Consider the following 17,300-nt stretch of genomic DNA (forward strand, 5'->3'; position numbering starts at 1 on the left):
AATCTAAAATCACATGATCGTTTTTGGTCACAACTCCTTCTTGCTCAATTCTTGCAAGCCTTCGCAGTTGGGTTTGCCCCCCGAACTTGACAAGCAATACACCATCGAACGCCGGCAGCGGTATTTTCATCTTTTCTGGATCCCCTTTTTCGGGATCGGAAAAATATGGGCGCTGCGAAAAGCCGGCGACGGCAATTTGTATCAACCCACGGCCGAGCTGGAGAACGTTTTGAACGCGTTGCCCATCCAGGAGAAAACGCCGTGGTATACGTTTGCCTTGTTCTTTCTGGCCCTGGGCGGCGGGATTCTCTTTTTTGTTTACGAAAAAGTCGATCGCTATCAATCACAACGAAACTATGAGCGTTACGAAGCCGAGAAAAAAGCCCGCTACGCCAACGCCGTTGCTTCACCGCAGACCTTCCAATACTACGACATGCGCGAGAATCCGGGCAGCAATCCCTTTTATCTTAAAGTGCTCGGCAGCGACCAGAACTCCATTCTCTTTTTATACCGGAACGACCAGGATTTCAAATACGACAACTACGAATTGAAGACGTTGGAATTGTTTGCTTCCGACACCTTGCATCGCTCCGACACCGTGCGGGTGAAGAAGGCCGACATGCTGAAAACATTTTCGGCTGCGAATGGTGAAGGCTTCGAGATCATTCCCGGCAAAGGAAAAGCCGTGCTCAACGAGTTGCAGGAATTCCCGAACCCCGTGCTCAAAACGGTGAGCTCGGCTTACCAGGAAGGAAAATTTTTGGCGGTGATGCAAAACATCGGCGAACGCGGGATCTATCAAGGCATCAAAGTGAACTCGACAAACGTTGCCTTCCTGGATGATGTCGCGTTTCCGCAGGAGGTGAAGGCGAGGGAATATATCGTCCTCACCGGAACCTATACCGGCGAAGAGCCTAAGTTATCTGCCAACGTGAACTTCAAAACCACCAATGCCGATTCGGTGAAATTCGACTTCCATATATACGGTTCCAGTGTCAGTCTTAACCCCTCCAGATAATGAGCTTAGGCAGGATCATTTTCACATCGCTGAGCGTTCTTATACCCGTAACGTTCTATGCGATCATTCCCGTTGATGTTTACGAACGTCACGATATGTTTTACAGCTTTGCGGCAGGCTTCTTGTTTTTTGGAGCGCTGTTTCTGGCCCTCGGCGATTTCCAATCGCTCTACGATCTGACCTCAAAACCTGAACCCGGCGAAGAGGTTCCGGCCCTGCGCAAACTTTCGCCCTTTGCCGTGTTGCCGGCTTTTGTGCTGGTGTTTGTGCTGGTCTTTCACCAATCGTCGCGAAAGGAAGACGAGTTGGCAGCGTATGGCAAGCTCACCAAAGGCAAAATCGTTGGCGGCAAAGCCACCACCACCACCCGGCGCTTCCAAAGCAACACTACGTATAGCATCGACGTGATGTATGTGGACAGCCTGGACCGTCAACATAAGTTTGAAGAAAGTGTGAGCGGGTCCGATTTCAACGATCTGTATGAAGGTGCCATCGTCGACGTGGTCTATTCCAAACAACACCCGGCGTTGGCCAAGGTGGTGACGGATGTGAGTGCGCTAAAAGCATTTGTCAATGTCCCTTCAGACACTCTCACGATCGGTCACCTTACGGCCATCCTGGAGGGCAGCGTACCGCGGGACTCCATGGTCCAATATTTGAACTCGATCAACTACGAATGGACAGGCGAAGCCAGTGGCTATTTTTTCGCGAACGAAAAACGGAAGATCGCCATCAAGCTTTTTGAAGACAACAGCGAACTGGCGTATGTGGAGGAGTTCAACATGATGACAGCAGCGTCCGATACCGACTTCGAAAGAAACCTGACCAAAAACGGTTTCAAGAAAAAGGCCTCTTCGGCAAACGGCGAGACACAAGAGTTTTATTATACCGACCGGTACATCGTCTCGAAAGAGCGCAAGGTGAGCGACAACAAGAGTTCCAACGGCATGCCCACCTTCGAGGCCTACTGGATCTATCACGTGATCAGGAATGACCAGGAAGGAAGTTGATCTTTAAGGCAACGCGCCCTTAACAACACAATCGATTTTCACAAAGCAGTCGCAAGACTGCTTTTATTCTTTCGGGTGTATTACAACATTGACGCACGGCATGTCCGAATGCGGGCGAAGGGCTGTAAAAAAAATCCATTGCATCAACTTTGCGCCCTTTGCGCCTTTGCGGTTTAAAATATTTTCGCAAATTGACCCCACTAAACCTCACTCGACCCTCCATGTTGCGCCCGGCTTGCGTCTTTCTCCTCCTCTGGATGGCCTTCACCGCCTGGGCCACCTCCCCTGCTGACAGCCTGCGCCGAGCTTTACAAAACGCCGTCACCGACACAGATCGCTTGAAGATCACCACCGCCCTAGCGGACAAACTCTACAATTCCGATCCCCTCCAGGCCCTCGAATACGCGGAAGAATCGATTCAATTAGCAAAGAAACTGAACTCCGATTCATCGCTGGTGAGTGCATACTCCTCTCTGGCCAAGACGTTTTTGCACCTGGGAAATTATTCGCGGGCGCTGGAGACCTACCAAACGGTGATCCAACTGGCAGAGAAAATGGGCGACCGCTACTGGCAAGCCGTGGCCGATGGCAACACCGGTAGCATTTATTATTATCAACGCGACCACACCAATGCCCTGAAATACTACCTGCGGGCACTCGATCACTATGCCGCCATGCATGTGGCAAACAACAGCAAACGGACGTTGCGCAAAGCAAACCTGCTGAACAACATCGGCATCGTCTACGATGAGACCAAAGACTATGACAAGGCCACACGCTATTATGATGAAGCGCTGGCGTTGGCCCGGGAAATAAAAGACTATGAGATCATGGCCGACGTGCTGAACAACCAGGGCACACAGGCACGCGATCAAGGCGACAACAAGCTCGCCTTTCAACGCTACAACGAGGCCCTCGAGGTTCGAAAAGCAAACCACGACCTGCTGGGCATGGCACGCTCCAGCCACAACCTGGGAAATTTTTATCTCGACCACATGAACGACGATGTCATTGCCGAACGGTATTTGAAGGACGCCATCTCCATAGGTCAACGTATTTCGGCATGGCAGACGGTGAGCTCGGCATCGGGACTGCTGTATAGTTTGTATAAAGACCAGAACCGTTACAAAGAAGCATTGGAAGCGTTGGAGCTGAGCAGCCGCATGAGCGACAGCCTCTTCAATGAGCAAAGCACGCGCAAGATCGCGCAGTTGGAAATGCAGTTTGAGTTCGATCGCAAGCAAAGTCAGTTGCAGGCAGAGCAAAAAGAGAAGGAGCTTTATTTTTGGTCGGGCGCTGCCGTACTGGTGTTGCTGCTGGTAATCGTGTCGCTGCTCTTTGTGTTGCAACGCAACAAAACCCGGCGCTCGGAACTGGAGCAGGCGCACCTGAAGCTGGAGAAGATCAACCTGCAAAACGACCTGGTGCTGAAAGACAAAGAACTGGCCACGAACATTATGTACCTGCTCAACAAGAACGAGCTGATCAACACCATCTCCGAAAAGGTGTTGGACATCAAGCAGCAGGTAGGCCCGGAATTGCAGGGGCCGTTGCAAAAGGTGGTGCTCGACCTGCAGTCAAACCTGCAGCCCGAACTGTGGCAGGAGTTTGAAGTGCGGTTCCAGCAGGTGCACGAGCATTTCTACAAAAGCCTGCACGAAAAATTTCCCGACCTCACCCCCCACGAAGTGCGCCTTTGCGCCTTTCTGAAACTGAACATGACCACCAAGGAGATCTCCTCCATCACCCACCAGAACGCCAAATCCATCGACGTGGCCCGCACGCGGTTGCGCAAAAAACTGAACCTGACGGGCACCGAACACAACTTGGTGACCTTCCTGTCCCAGATCGACAAGGCCGGGTGACCTCCTGCGCCTACCCTCAAAATTTTCCTGATTTCGATGTTGTAGTGATTTTGTTAGGATGAAAAAAGCCCGCCTGTAGTGATTTTGTAGCGATTGGTCTTCATTTTCTTTTGAAACGGTTGTTCGTACTTGCTCCTACCTAAACCAACGCCCCCGGACCGATGACCAAACGGAGCAAGACCAAAATCCCCGAAGAGCCCAATCCCACCCCGGGCTCGGACGAAGAGATGATCCAAAACCTCATCAAACAGCGCAAGCTGCAGCAGGACGCGCTCACCAAGATCATGAACGCCATGGACCGGCTCACCGGCGGGGACAAAAAGAAACGCTAGAGACTCATTAACCTATAACTCATTAACCTAAACTCCTAACCTAAACCTATGACGAATTATTTACGAACCATGAAGAGAAGGATTCTCCTGTTGGGAATGCTCCTGTTCTGTACTACCGCAGGGTGGTCGCAGGTGTACCAGCAAAGTATCCGCCAGGGCATGGTGAAGGTCAAGCTCACCCCCGAGATGGCCTCCACCCTAAGCCAGTCGCGCCTGCGGCCGGGCACCACCCTGAGCACAGGCATTCAACCGCTTGACGTCGCGGCACAACGCACCGGCGCAAAGAATATGTACCGGTTGTTTCCCTACAATGCAAAGATCGAAGCAAAGCTGCACAAACACGGGCTGGACCTGTGGTATGTGGTGGAGATCGACGAAAAATCCGATCCCAAGGACGCCGTGTCCATCTACAAAAAGGTGAGCGGTGTCGCGCTGGCGGAAGTGGACCATCAAAAAGTGGTGAGTCCTTTCCAGGTGCAGGAAGCGAAAGGCAACCCGGTGGCCCCGATGGAAGCCATGCCGTTTAACGATCCTTACCTGCCCTCGCAGTGGCATTATCACAATACAGGCCAAGGCGGGTATAGCGTGGGTTGTGATGTGAACCTGTTTGAAGCGTGGAAGGTCACGGCCGGCAAACGCGACGTGATCGTGTCCATTCACGACCAGGGCGTCGACATTGCGCACAAAGATTTGGCAGACAACATCTGGACCAACATCGCCGAAGCCAATGGTGCACCCAACGTGGACGATGATGGCAACGGATACATCGACGACGTCCACGGCTGGAACTTTGACACCAACACGGGCCAGATCGATGCACAACTCCACGGCACGCACGTGGCCGGTACGATCGCGGCGGTGAACAACAACGGCTTCGCGGTTTCCGGCGTGGCCGGTGGAACAGGAAATAAAGACGGCGCGCTGGTCATGTCACTGCAAACCTTAGGCGGTGGCAGCTTTGAGAGCTCCTATGTATATGCTGCTTCCAATGGCGCGGTGATCTCGCAAAACAGCTGGGGTTATACCAACCCGGATTCATACGACCAGTCGGTGCTTGATGCCATTGATTATTTTATCGCGGAAGCCGGTAACTATCCGGGCAGCCCGATGAAAGGGGGCATCGTGATCTTTGCTTCAGGCAATAGCAACACCGATCAACCTTTTTATCCTGCTTATCATCCCAGCACGCTGGCCGTGAATTCCATCGGTCCCGATTTTAAGCGTGCTTACTATTCCAACTACGGAACTTGGACGGATGTTACGTCCACCGGTGGTAACACCGATCTCGGTGGGACGAGCGGTGTCTTGAGTACGCTGCCCAACAACAAGGTCGGCTATCTGCAAGGCACTTCGATGGCTTGTCCGCACGTGTCGGGTATCGCCGCCCTGGCGCTGGCCAACCGCACGCACCAGATGACACCCGGGGAGCTGCGCAACAAGATCGTGACCGGCGTGGTAGACATCGACAGCTACAATCCCGATTTCGCGGGGCTGCTTGGTGCAGGGCTTACCGACGCAAAGCTGATCATACAAAACGACGCCAAGATCGCCCCGGCAGCAATTGGCGACTTGAAGATCGCCTCGATGTCCCAGGAGTCGGCCATTCTTTCGTGGTCTGTTCCGGCCGACGAAGACGATGGACGGCCCGTGAGCTACACGGTCTACTATCAGACTACTCCGTTCATTTCGGGCAACCTAAGCCAGGCCGACAAGGTTTCGATGAACAGCAAACATGCTGTGGGCGAACCGGTGACGTTGGAAGTCACAGACCTAACCGGTCTGACTACCTACTACTTCGCCGTGGTTGCCATCGACCGTTGGGGCAATGCCTCTGCCCTTTCGAACGTCGCGACAAGTACCACCAACGATGGGCCTACCATCGCCGTTGACGACAATAGCAAGGCGATCAGCCTTTCCATCGACGCCAGCACGGGCGCGACAGCGACGCATGGACTTCAGCTTTTTAACAACGGCGAAGGTTTTCTGCGTTGGTCGGGCATCACGCGGAGCAAAGAACATAACACCACCTTTCTTGCCACCGGTTTGAATTATCCCGTGGTCTCGAAAGTAAAAGCGGCCAGCTCGGCCACACTGGTCCGTCGCGCAGCCCATAACACATCGGCCCAGCGGAACAAAGTTTCGACGATGGCCTTTGAAGGTGCCGAGATCAACTACGGTTGGGGCTGGCCCATCTACATGATCGGCGAGACCGACACGACGCTGACCAATTCGGCAGCCACGAAATTCCAGGCGACGGACGATGCCGGGTTCAACCTGACCCACGTGCAGATGTGGCTGCGGCAAAATTCCAAGAATGGTCCGATCATCATCGAGATCTACAAAGGCGAATCGCCGACAAAAAAGAACCTGGTGCTGGCGCAGGAATACAACGTGCCCCCTTCGGAATATGACTACAATCAAGTGATCCAACTCACGGAGCAGATCTTCTTCGAAAAAGGCGAAACGTTCTGGATCGCTTTTCATGTACCCTCGGGCATTCTTTACCCGTTGGGTCTGGCCGAAGCGCAGAACACTTTGTACGCTGCCAATTGTTTGATCTCCTTTGACCTGGGCGCAACCTGGGCATCACTGCCCCAGACCTTGCACGACGAGCGCTATGTGTGGGCGACGGTGGCCACCTCCTATAGCGAAGACCTGGGCAAATACTTAACCCTTGAACCCGCCGAAGGCGAATTGGAAGGCCACACGTCTTCCGACGTATTGCTGACGGCCGATGGATCGAAACTGATGAACGGCAGCTACACCGCCAACGTCATTCTCCAATCCAACGACAGCAAAACAAAAGAGCTGCGCATCCCGGTCGACCTCACGGTTACCGGACAGGCACCGGTGCTGCAATCGACCGATGTGCTTGACTTTGGAAGCGTGTTCTATGGCAAGACGAAAGAATTGACGCTGACCATCAGCAACGCCGGCTATGGCAACTTTGAAGGACCAACCGCAACCTTGTCTGATCCACAATTCGAGATCGTGGGCGGCGCGCCGTGGCAAATTGCTGCACGCGACCAAGTCGATCTGTTGATCCGCTTCACACCGACGGGACCGGGCAACGTGAATGCCACGCTCAACCTGACCTCGGGCGACTTCGCCTATACGGTCGTATTGTTTGGTGTGGGCACGGAAGCGAGCAAGATCAAGATCACTCCCGTTACCCAGACGATCGACAACCTCGCACTTGGCGACCAAGCGAAAGCCACCGTGAATGTGGAGAACACCGGCAAGTTCGCGTTGAAATATTTCATTCCTGGATTTGATAGCAAAGGCGTGGGTGCTAACTGGCCCGACGCCTATCATACCTACGGCTACGCGAAGCACAACAGTGTGAACGATCCGAATCCCATCGCCTATACCTGGACGGATATTTCGGCCACGGGTACGGAGATCTCGTCCTATTTCAAGAGCATCTATAACCAACACTATGAAGTGGGACTGGATTTCGATTTCCCGTTCTATGCTGAGAAGACCAACAAGGTGTACATCACCTCTATGGGTATGATCACCTTGGACAACACGGTGAACGTCGTGAATACGCCGCGCCTGCGCGATTCGTATGGCCCCATTGGCATGATTTGCGCCACCGGCCTGCATTTCACGTATCAGAATTCCGGAAAGATATTTTTTCAAAAGCAGTCCGACCGTCTCATCGTGCAATATGATCACGTGAACGAAGGCGAGATGTATCCGCCTTTGACGTTCCAGATCGTGTTGTTTGACAACGGCAACATCCGGATGTACTACAACGACGTGAGCGACGATCCCGACTACATGCGCCCCACCACCGCGCTTGTGGAAGACCGTGCGAAAGAAGACGGCATTTTGTTCGTCGACTGGGAGACCAACTTTACGTGGCAGGACGGCATGGCGTTCGGTTTGGATTATCCCGGACCCAGCATTATTTCCAGTGTCGAAAATGGCTCGGGCATCGTCATGCCCGGTCAGTCGCAAGATGTGGTCCTTACGTTGGATACCAAAGACCTCTATGAAGGTGCCATCGACAAGAACGTTACCTTCATCAATAACGATCCATTCAACAGCGCCGTGACGGCCAACGTGAAGCTGAACATCACCTCGGGAGGCAAAGCAAAACCCACGCTGTCCACCACATCGATTGCGTTTGGCAGCGTCTTTGCAGGAGCGATCAAATCGCAGCAGTTTGTGGTACGCAACGACGGCACGGCCGACCTGCAGATCACCAATGCCGCCACGCAACTCGGCCGGTACACGCTGACGGGTGCATCCGCAATAACCTTGACCCCGAAACATGCGACCGTCTATACCGTGACGATTCCCACGGGAACGCTTCGCAGTTCACTAACGGATAAGGTGATCATTACCTATGCCGATGGCAGCAAGAGCCTGGTTTCCGTTACGGGCAGTGTTGTTGCCGCGCCGGCGATCACGGTAGATCTTACGGCCGTTGACGAAACGCTGACCCATGGGGAAACAAAAACACTTCCGTTCTCCATCAAAAACACCGGCGCCGCGGCACTTGAACTGGCCGTGAGCGGTTCGGAATGGGCCATCACCGACATCGCCGATGTTGCCGTGACGACCCTGAGCATCCCCGACAATACCTATACGTGGAGAAGCTCGAAAGACGACACCGGCCCTGCATACCAATGGGTCGACCTCGTTGGAAAAGGTGAGTTCATTGACCCGAACGAAGCCATGGACCCGGACGATGAATCGAAATACTGGACCAAGGTTGATCTGGGTTGGTCTTTCAAATTCTATGGCGTGGACTATACGTCGCTTTATATCGGCGTGAACGGTGTCATCAGCTTTGACGCTGATCAACCCTGGGCATTCTGGTCGCAGAGCCTGCCCACGGCTGACGCGCCAAACAACATTATTGCTCCCCTCTGGGTACCCGGTGGCTTCGACACGTATTATAATCCGGAAACGTCGGGCATTTTCTACAAAGTGTATGACGATAAGATCATCATCTCCTTCGAGCGCATGGTGAATGCTTTCGGCATGGGCGATCCTATTTCCGTGCAAGCAATCTTGTACAAGAACGGAAGCATCAAATATCAATACCACAACACCGGTCAGCCCGAGCTGGTATCGCAATTCGGTGTGGTGGGTGTAGAGAACAAAACCGGCACCGAAGGCGTCGAGGTCTCCGCCTATCACAACCTGGAGATCCCCGAGGAAGGCCTGGCGTATGTGTTGACTCCCGCTACGAAGCGCACGCTCCCCGCGGGCAAAACGCTGAGCGGCACGCTGACGCTGGACGCCACCAATTTGTATGCCGGCGAATACAAGACTTCCCTGCACATCAACTCCAACGCGCCAAATCGCGAGAGCCTGGACAAGCCCGTGACCCTTACCGTGCTGGGGCAAGCCACATTCGTTGCCGATGAAGTAATCGACTTCGGCGAAGTGATGGCCTACACCACCACCTACGGCGACGGATCGACCGGCCCGATGGGTTATCAAAAAGAATTCACCGTGAGCAACACCGGCACGGCCAACCTAATCCTGACTGGCCTCGCCCTGGAAAGCGGCGACGGCACCATGGCACTGGAAGTGCTCGTGAACGGTATGTGGGGCCCCGAGTGGACGCCGATTGAATGGCTGAATACCTTGCCTATTCTGTTGCCTGAGCAAACTGCGCATCTGCGCGTTGACATCGCTCCCGATGGCACCGTGGCAACCCTCGCCGACAATGTGGTGATCACCACAGAAACCGACGTCTATAAAATTCCGGTGACGGGAACGGTGATCCTTCCCCCCGTGCTGGATCTCAACAAGGCACCCGTGAAAGTTTCATTCAACTTGCCTACAGAGACCGTGGAGCGCACCGTCACCCTCGGCAACCCGGGCGGAAAATCGGATCTGAAATATGAACTGAGCATCGACTACAAACGCGCGCCACAAACCGCGGCAACGGCAACCAACGAGACGATAACGTTAAGTGCAAAAGCTGCCGTGTTGTCGAAGGAAAGCGCACCGTCGGAGGTTACACCGTTGGATGAGCCCGGAGACTTTAACCGCGTTCTCAAATATGAGGAAGCCGAAAAAGCCGATGGCTATCTCGGGTTTAGCGGCGCGGAGGAATTCACGTCTTCGACACGCTTTAATGGCGGCGACAAAGGCTTTAACCTCACCCACGTGCAAACCTATTTCCGTCCCACGGAACTGACGACCGGCACGATCGAGGTAGAGATCCGTGCAGGTGGCACTACCGTGGTGAACGCGGTCTCCTTGCTGAAGATGAGCACCACCTTCAACGCACCGCCTCCGGGCGCCGGCCAATGGATCACCATTGCCCTCGACAAAGCGCAGCGGATCCTTCCCAACGAAGACTTCTATGTGCTGCTGACGTTCCCGATGGAATTGCAACATCCGCAAGGCTATGTGAAGAACTCGGAAACGTCGGAAAACCGCTTTATGTTTTTGAGCGAAGGCATCTGGGCCGACGTTCAAACCTATCCCTATGCCGACTTCCATGATTTTGGATGGTTAGTGCGTGCGGCCGAAACCACCTATGAGTCGTCGGCCTGGGTATTTATCGAAAATGAAACGTCGGGCACCCTGGCGGCAGACAATAGCCACCCCGTGAACCTGAAGTTTATTGGCGGGCCCGCCGTGGAAGGCGATCAGAAAGCAGACCTCGTGGTGCGTTCCAACGATCCGTATAAATCCCTGGTCACCGTTCCCTTGCAATTGCACATGAATCAGGCACCGCTCTTTACCGGCTTGCCAACGGTAATCACGTCCATTGCCGAAATGGAGACACTGGACATGACGCTGTCAGTGAAGGATCCCGAGAACAACACGTTTACCGTAACGGCCGGCGCTACTTACCCGAGACTGACCTATTCGATCACGGACAATGTATTGACCCTTCAATACAAACCGGACTACACCGATGCCGGCACGCATGAATTTGTGTTCGAAGCCAAAGACGAATTTGGCGCCAGCCGCACAGTGACGGTCAATGTCATGGTGGATAACACCAACCGCGCACCGAAGTTTGCCGGCACCACACACGACCTGAGCTACAACGGCAAGGGCGCGTTCGACGAACAAAACCTGGCCACCTTCTTTACCGATCCCGATGGCGACGCGCTCACGTTCACCGTGTCGACCGGCGATGAGGCCATCGCCAACGTGTTTGCTGCCGACGACAAATTTATTGTGAAGCCCATGGCCGTTGGCGAAACCAAACTCGCCTTTGCCATCACCGACAGCAACGGTGCCGTGTTGAAAGACACGCTCACCGTGACGGTGAACAACATCCTGGGCCTGGAGCAACCGGTGAACCAGGGCCTGAAGGTGTATCCCAACCCCGTGCAACACACAGCCCACGTATTGCTGAGCAGCGAATGGCATGGCAATCTGGTGCTGGAAGTGATGGATGCGAGCGGAAAGCTCTTCCTGCTAAAACAAACCGAAGCTGTTGCAGACGGTCTGTTGCTGGATGTGTCGTCGCTGCAAAAAGGATTTTACTTGTTGCGCGTGACCGCCAAAGACAAACACGGCGTAGTGAAGCTTATTAAAGATTAAACCAAACCGGAGCCTAAACCCCACCTACCCGGCCGGCGCTTGCTCAGGCGCCGGCTCGGGTTAACGGGCGGTCCCTAACCTCTACGAACATGAAGAAGATCTTAAGTACAATATTTCCCGCAGGGCTGATGGTGATGCTCATCGCTTGCCACAGCGACGAAGCGGAAAGCGCCTACGAAAAAAACGTGAATGCGATCACCTCCGTGGCCTGGACGCATCCCAGCGTGACCAACAGCGCCGACGGCGACCTGTCGGCCAACTATGCTGACTTTGCCATCCTGTTCACGAAGCAGGAAGCGAATGGGTTTGCCGGTACGTTCGTTGTTTCCAATGGGGGCTATGCCTTTACGGAGGTGACGGGCCGCTGGAAATTCAACGACGCCCTGACGGAGCTGCAGTTCGATTCCGGCAAGACCATGACCTTCACGGTAGACGAAAATCACTTGTCGCTCGATTTCACCGTGGCTCCTCCGACTGGGGGGAGAACGGATGGCTTGAGTGGCCATTTTGTGTTTGCCTTCACGAAATAAACCAGCCAACCGTTGTTGTATGTATCCTTAAACCAGGGGGCGGCGTTTGTCGCTTCCTGGTTTTGTGTTTTTTGAACCGGCACGTCGGTTTAGGATGGCCAGGCGAACTTCCGTGCAGGGGTATGCAAACGCCAGCATTTTTTCAGCTATTTTTGATTTGAATCGCCCAAGGACCGGATCCGGAAGGATGCCGAACGTTTGAAGTAACGCGGTAACCATGTCACCACTCGCCTTCATTAAGAACATCGCTTGGTATGGCACCTCGCCCCGCTTCCCCCATTGGAAGAACCGGACGATCATCAATACCAATGGCATGGCTTTCATCCTGGCCGCCGTGGCCGGATTGCTCACGGTCGCCACCATCCTGACCCATCCCTTCGAGCGGGCATTCCTGGTCCTGATCTTTATGACCCTGTTCAATGTCTGTCTCCCCTGGATCAACAAAGCGGGGCACTATACACTCAGCCGGCACCTGCTCACGCTCAATGCCATCGTTGGAGCCCTGACGATTACCCTTCTCCGCAAACTCACGCCAGCCGGCGAAGACGCGATGGGACTCTTCTATCAACCGCGCGCCGCCATGTTGGTCATGGCGATCATCCCGTTTGTGGTCTTCCACTTCAGCGAGCGACGCCACCTGATCATCAATTTGCTGATCGGCTTTCTGGGGCTGGTGCTCTTTGATCCCATACACATTTTTTTTGGTGTAGGCTACTACCAACTCGGTCATCCCGAACCCGACTACTACTTCACCAACGTGATCTATCTCTGTCTCTATTTTTTTGTTGTGATCGGCGTCGGTTTCCTGAAGCGGATGATGGAGACCTATGAGCGCCGGAACGAAGAGCTGATCGAAAAATTGAACGCCGCCAAGCGTCAGGCCGAAGCACAAAACGAGCAACTGGAAAGTAAAAGCTACATCCTTAGTCAGCTGCTCGATAAGAAAGACAACGACCTCACTGACATCACCGAAGAATTGGCCCGCTACAACCAGGAGCTGATGCAATACTCTTACACCATCTCTCACAACCTCCGCGGTCCCGTGGCCAGCATGCTCGGGCTGCTGGAGCTCCAAAAGCTCAACACCGGCGACCTGGACACGCGCGAACTGCTGGACCACATGGAGAAATCCGTTCTCAACCTCGACCACATCATCCGCGACCTGAACCGCATCGTGGACGAGCGGCAAAATAAATTTCACGTGCGCGAAGATGTGAACCTGGAAACGGAAACCAACCTGATCATGGCGTTATTGGACGACCACATTCATGACTACGGCGTGACTATACGCAAAGACTTCAGTCGTATGCCCGCCGTCTTTGCCGTACAGGCCCGGATCAACTACATCCTCCTCAGTCTGATCTCGAATGCCATTCAATACCGGTCGCCGGACCGTGCCCCGGAGATCTGGCTAAGTTCGTATCCGGAAAAAGACTGTGCTGTAATAGAAGTGCGCGACAATGGTGTGGGCATCAATATGAAGCGTTATCAGGAAAGGTTGTTCAAACCTTTTCAACGTTTTCATCCGCATGCTTCCGGAAAAGGACTGAGTTTATACCTGGCAAAACTTCAAATAGAAAAAATGAACGGGAGGATCACCGTGGAGAGCTCGCGCGATATCGGCACTTCTTTTAAGGTTTATTTACAAAATACTCCGAAGGAAGACCGGTAGAATAGCGCTGCGTATTATTTCTTCTCCGGCTTCAACCACACCACACGCTGCAAGGGTGTATGTTCCATTCCGATCACGTCGCGATAAAGATCAGGTCGTCGGGCTTGGATGTAGCGATAGCCTCCGGCTTGTGTAAGTTTTTCCGGGGTCAACGTTGCCGTCACCACTTCATCGCCTAGCGTTCGGCATTCGGTGAGGATATCTCCAAACGGGTCGAGGATCATGGAGCAGCCGTTCTTTAGCTGGTCGTCGTCCATGCCGATGGGGTTGGCAAACACGGCATAGACCGCGTTGTCGTAGGCCCGTGCGGGGAGCCATTTCATAAGCCATCCCCTGCCCTTCATGCCATCGAACTCCAGGCGCAAGGACGTGGGATCTTTTTCGCGGTTCTTCCAAAGGGCCGGATCGACAAAGCCCGCGCCGGGTCGTGTTGAGGGGGTGCACATGGTGACATGGGGCATAAAAATAACCTGTGCACCTAAAAGCGTGGTGGCCCTCACATTCTCGACGATGTTGTTATCATAACAAATGAGCACACCAAATTTCCATCCTTCCCATTCAAACACGGTATAGGCTTCACCGGGCAACAAGTTGGGATTGATGAACGGATGCAACTTCCAATGCTTGGCGACCAGGCCATTCTTGTCCACACAGACATAGGCTTTGTGAAGTTGGTCGTCTTCATCTTTTTCAAACAAGCCCGCGAGCACTGCGATATCGTATTTTTTGGCAATCCCCTGCAGCCGGTCAATGGAAGGCCCCTGCGGTATATACTCAGCCAAATCCAACATCTGCTGTCGCGACAAGTGCCGGGCGAATGTATAGCCCGTCACGGAGCATTCATGAAACGCCACCATACGCGCCCCCTGTGCCACGGCCTTGGCACACAGCCGGTCGATCGTCGCCAGATTATACTCCTTGTCCCCACTCCGATTTTCAAACTGAGCCGTAGCAATTTTTATATCTTCCATGATCCATTATATTTTATACTCTCACAAACCGTCGCATCGCTTTTATGTCGCCGTTGTTGGAGTTTCTTCTCCAACAACAGCAGCTTCGTCAGGTCATTCCCAACACCAGCATTAACATCCCTCTCCTACCGCACCGCCGTGCTCACCAAATACCACGCCCCATGCGGCAGCCACTGTTCCGCCCAACGCCAATCATCGTCTTTACCGGTCTTCAGATAGCTCAGATCATAATCAATACCATCCTCATCCTCGAATCCACCCGTAATGCCATTGCAGATGCCGCCCGGTGCATTCGTGTATTGATACGTACCGAAGAACATATACGCAATGTTGTTCCGCCCGGTTCCATGCAACATGCTGGCATCATACGGATTTAACCCCAGGATCCAATTGAGTTGATTCCAGGCGTAGGTCTGCAGTTGATTGTAGAAAGCAGCGTCGTCTTTAAAGTAAGGTGCTGCCAGGCGGGCTGCCGTCGCCAGCGAGCCGAGGCGTGCATTTTCACCTTGCCACCAGGGCGCAGCTTCCGTGTCGTGGGGAAAGAAGAACGTCGTGCGCTTCACGCCGTCTTTGTTTTGCACGAGTTGACGGGCATAGCCAAACGGGTTGTTGATCTCACGGGTAACTTCCAACTCGAACGCGAGCGACTTCCGTACCGTCTCCAACACCTTCTTCCGCGTTGCTTCATCGGCTACGGGAAGATAGTTCACCAGCGACACCACGGGCAACCCGGCGTCGGCCGCGTGAAAGAAGGGGCGAACGCCATCGTCGGCGCGCCAATAGTTTTTATAGGTGCCGGTGGTAGTGAGGCGATCCATGAGATTTTTCGCGCGTTTGTCGGCAGCCTGTTTATAGACCGGTTTCTTCGTAACCTTATAGAGTTCAGTAGCGCCCATCAGGGCACAATAGTCGTCAAGAATGTTCTCTTTACCATCGTTTGTATACGCCACATTGTTCTTCTCGAGGAAAGCAAACGCATCTTCCGCAGCTTTCAAATAGTCGGCCGATGTAAAATCGCCCGACACCGGGTATGTGCTGGCCATGGCCAGCGCGGCAATGGACACACCGGCGCCGGCCCGATAGCTCACTTCGTAGGTCGCCTGGTTTTGAACGCTCTCGATGTTGCCATAGTTGGTCTTGTCTTTTGTCTCGATGGTTTTGATGGCGTAGCCTTTGTGATCCTTGCCGATCTTGCGGTCTTCCGGTTTCTTCTCGGGACCGGGACCGGACACCGAACGATAGAAAGATCCATTCGGATTTTTAACCCGCACCAGGTAATCGGCGCCAAACATGGCTTCGTCCAGGGTCTTGCGTTTGTATTGTTTGAAAGCCACATCGTTGCGGGCGTCCATCAGGGCATAGGTCCTGAACAGGCTCCACACGGTGAGCGAGATCTGTTGCGGGTTGAAGTAGGTGGAGAACGACAGGTGTGACAGGTGCTTGCCATAATCGCCCGTGGCATCATACCAGCCGCCGTGAGCGTCAACATGTGTGTCCGTGTCTTCGAGTTTCACATTGCTGTCGGCTTTGTCGAGCAAGCCCGAGGCGCGCTGTCCTTTGAAATAATACACGACGTTCGACAGGGTGTTCCGCTCCAACAGGTCTTTTTGGATGACAAACGGAAACGATTGGATGGTGCCGCCGTTGGTGGCGCACTCGATGATGTAGGTGCCCTCTTTTGTCACCGCGTCGAAGTCAACGGTCCAGAAGTGCCAGTCCTTCCATTTTTTCACGGGGCCGGTCTTTGTGGCGTTGCCGGAAAACACCGGGGTGTTGGTGGTGTAATCTTTTATGGAGAAGGTGGTCACTTCATCGGAGGCTTTGCCTTGTATGACGGCGTGCTTCGGCCCCGTGGCTTCGTAGCCGAGGTGGTTGATGAGCACTCTTGCTTTTTGGGCCAAGGTGGTTTGTGTGATGAGCGCGAAGAGGCTCACTAAAATCAGGTGCACAAGGCGGGAAGATCTTTTCATAAGTAGGGATTGAATTTCGGATATAACATTATTCATGTTTCAGGCGAATTCAAATAGCGGGGAGAATAATTTTTTTGAAGAAGATGGATGTGCGGTTAAAACTTGGTTCCAGTTCGTTTATGTGCGCGTGTGTAAGAAATACATTTAAACATTCTCTATTGCTAAAGCCTTTGGCGAGCAGGCTTCACCTTCGCTAAAGCTCCTGTCTTCGCTAAAGACACGACGGGTAAGTCAAAGATTGTCGACACTTTCATATCCTTGTGCCCCGACTTTTGTCGATACAGTTTTCCTTACCACTGTTCGGTGTGTGCGTGTGCGCATTTTTTTAAATCGATTGGAAAATTGTTTTCCTACCGCACAAAAAATATTCGGGCGCTTCGGCACAGTTATGTGGGA

9 protein-coding genes are annotated in these 17,300 nt (G+C 53.4%); 7 read left to right on the forward strand and 2 right to left on the reverse strand.

Translation table 11 applies throughout. From position 1 onward, the window contains the following. Window positions 1-13 precede the first annotated feature (13 nt). The 7 genes from D4L85_RS27640 to D4L85_RS27670 all read left to right on the forward strand — a co-directional run bounded on the left by D4L85_RS27640 (window position 14) and on the right by D4L85_RS27670 (window position 13,963). Window positions 14-1,018, forward strand: coding sequence for a hypothetical protein (locus D4L85_RS27640; RefSeq protein WP_119757342.1), 1,005 nt, complete (start codon window positions 14-16; stop codon window positions 1,016-1,018). Then, the gene (locus tag D4L85_RS27645; RefSeq protein ID WP_119757343.1) at window positions 1,018-2,028 is read left to right on the forward strand and encodes a hypothetical protein; all 1,011 of its coding nucleotides are present in this window, start codon (window positions 1,018-1,020) and stop codon (window positions 2,026-2,028) included. The genes D4L85_RS27640 and D4L85_RS27645 overlap by 1 nt, the downstream gene beginning before the upstream one ends. A 221-nt stretch (window positions 2,029-2,249) precedes the next feature. Further along, complete coding sequence (locus D4L85_RS27650; protein ID WP_119757344.1) at window positions 2,250-3,893, forward strand: tetratricopeptide repeat protein; 1,644 nt, start codon at window positions 2,250-2,252, stop codon at window positions 3,891-3,893. Between the two features lie 161 nt (window positions 3,894-4,054). After that, entirely contained in the window at window positions 4,055-4,225 is a 171-nt protein-coding gene (locus D4L85_RS34550) for a hypothetical protein (protein ID WP_160144040.1), read from the forward strand. Between the two features lie 69 nt (window positions 4,226-4,294). Continuing rightward, entirely contained in the window at window positions 4,295-11,761 is a 7,467-nt protein-coding gene (locus D4L85_RS27655; RefSeq protein WP_160144041.1) for a S8 family serine peptidase, read from the forward strand. Window positions 11,762-11,850: 89 nt separating this feature from the next. Continuing rightward, window positions 11,851-12,291 carry a hypothetical protein gene (locus D4L85_RS27660; protein ID WP_160144042.1) on the forward strand — a complete coding sequence of 147 codons (441 nt, stop codon included), beginning with the start codon at window positions 11,851-11,853 and terminating at the stop codon, window positions 12,289-12,291. Between the two features lie 217 nt (window positions 12,292-12,508). Next, the gene (locus D4L85_RS27670; RefSeq protein WP_119757348.1) at window positions 12,509-13,963 is read left to right on the forward strand and encodes a sensor histidine kinase; all 1,455 of its coding nucleotides are present in this window, start codon (window positions 12,509-12,511) and stop codon (window positions 13,961-13,963) included. A 14-nt stretch (window positions 13,964-13,977) separates the two neighbouring features. On the opposite strand, the gene D4L85_RS27675 is transcribed toward D4L85_RS27670, so the two are convergent. Continuing rightward, a complete protein-coding gene (locus D4L85_RS27675) occupies window positions 13,978-14,934 on the reverse strand; it encodes a nitrilase family protein (protein WP_119757349.1) in 957 nt (318 codons plus the stop codon). A 125-nt stretch (window positions 14,935-15,059) separates the two neighbouring features. Continuing rightward, window positions 15,060-16,904, reverse strand: a complete 1,845-nt coding sequence (locus D4L85_RS27680) for a glycoside hydrolase family 9 protein (RefSeq protein ID WP_119757350.1) — start codon at window positions 16,902-16,904, stop codon at window positions 15,060-15,062. Window positions 16,905-17,300: the final 396 nt, after the last annotated feature.

Origin of the sequence: Chryseolinea soli (assembly GCF_003589925.1) — a bacterium.
In the GTDB taxonomy this organism is placed as follows: domain Bacteria; phylum Bacteroidota; class Bacteroidia; order Cytophagales; family Cyclobacteriaceae; genus Chryseolinea; species Chryseolinea soli.

What these genes read in the sequence shown, in the direction of transcription:
- D4L85_RS27640 (WP_119757342.1), top strand. Translation starts at nt 14, where the DNA reads ATGATCGTTTTTGGTCACAACTCCTTCTTGCTCAATTCTTGCAAGCCT.
- D4L85_RS27645 (WP_119757343.1), top strand. Translation starts at nt 1,018, where the DNA reads ATGAGCTTAGGCAGGATCATTTTCACATCGCTGAGCGTTCTTATACCC.
- D4L85_RS27650 (WP_119757344.1), top strand. Translation starts at nt 2,250, where the DNA reads ATGTTGCGCCCGGCTTGCGTCTTTCTCCTCCTCTGGATGGCCTTCACC.
- D4L85_RS34550 (WP_160144040.1), top strand. Translation starts at nt 4,055, where the DNA reads ATGACCAAACGGAGCAAGACCAAAATCCCCGAAGAGCCCAATCCCACC.
- D4L85_RS27655 (WP_160144041.1), top strand. Translation starts at nt 4,295, where the DNA reads ATGAAGAGAAGGATTCTCCTGTTGGGAATGCTCCTGTTCTGTACTACC.
- D4L85_RS27660 (WP_160144042.1), top strand. Translation starts at nt 11,851, where the DNA reads ATGAAGAAGATCTTAAGTACAATATTTCCCGCAGGGCTGATGGTGATG.
- D4L85_RS27670 (WP_119757348.1), top strand. Translation starts at nt 12,509, where the DNA reads ATGTCACCACTCGCCTTCATTAAGAACATCGCTTGGTATGGCACCTCG.
- D4L85_RS27675 (WP_119757349.1), bottom strand. Translation starts at nt 14,934, where the DNA reads ATGGAAGATATAAAAATTGCTACGGCTCAGTTTGAAAATCGGAGTGGG.
- D4L85_RS27680 (WP_119757350.1), bottom strand. Translation starts at nt 16,904, where the DNA reads ATGAAAAGATCTTCCCGCCTTGTGCACCTGATTTTAGTGAGCCTCTTC.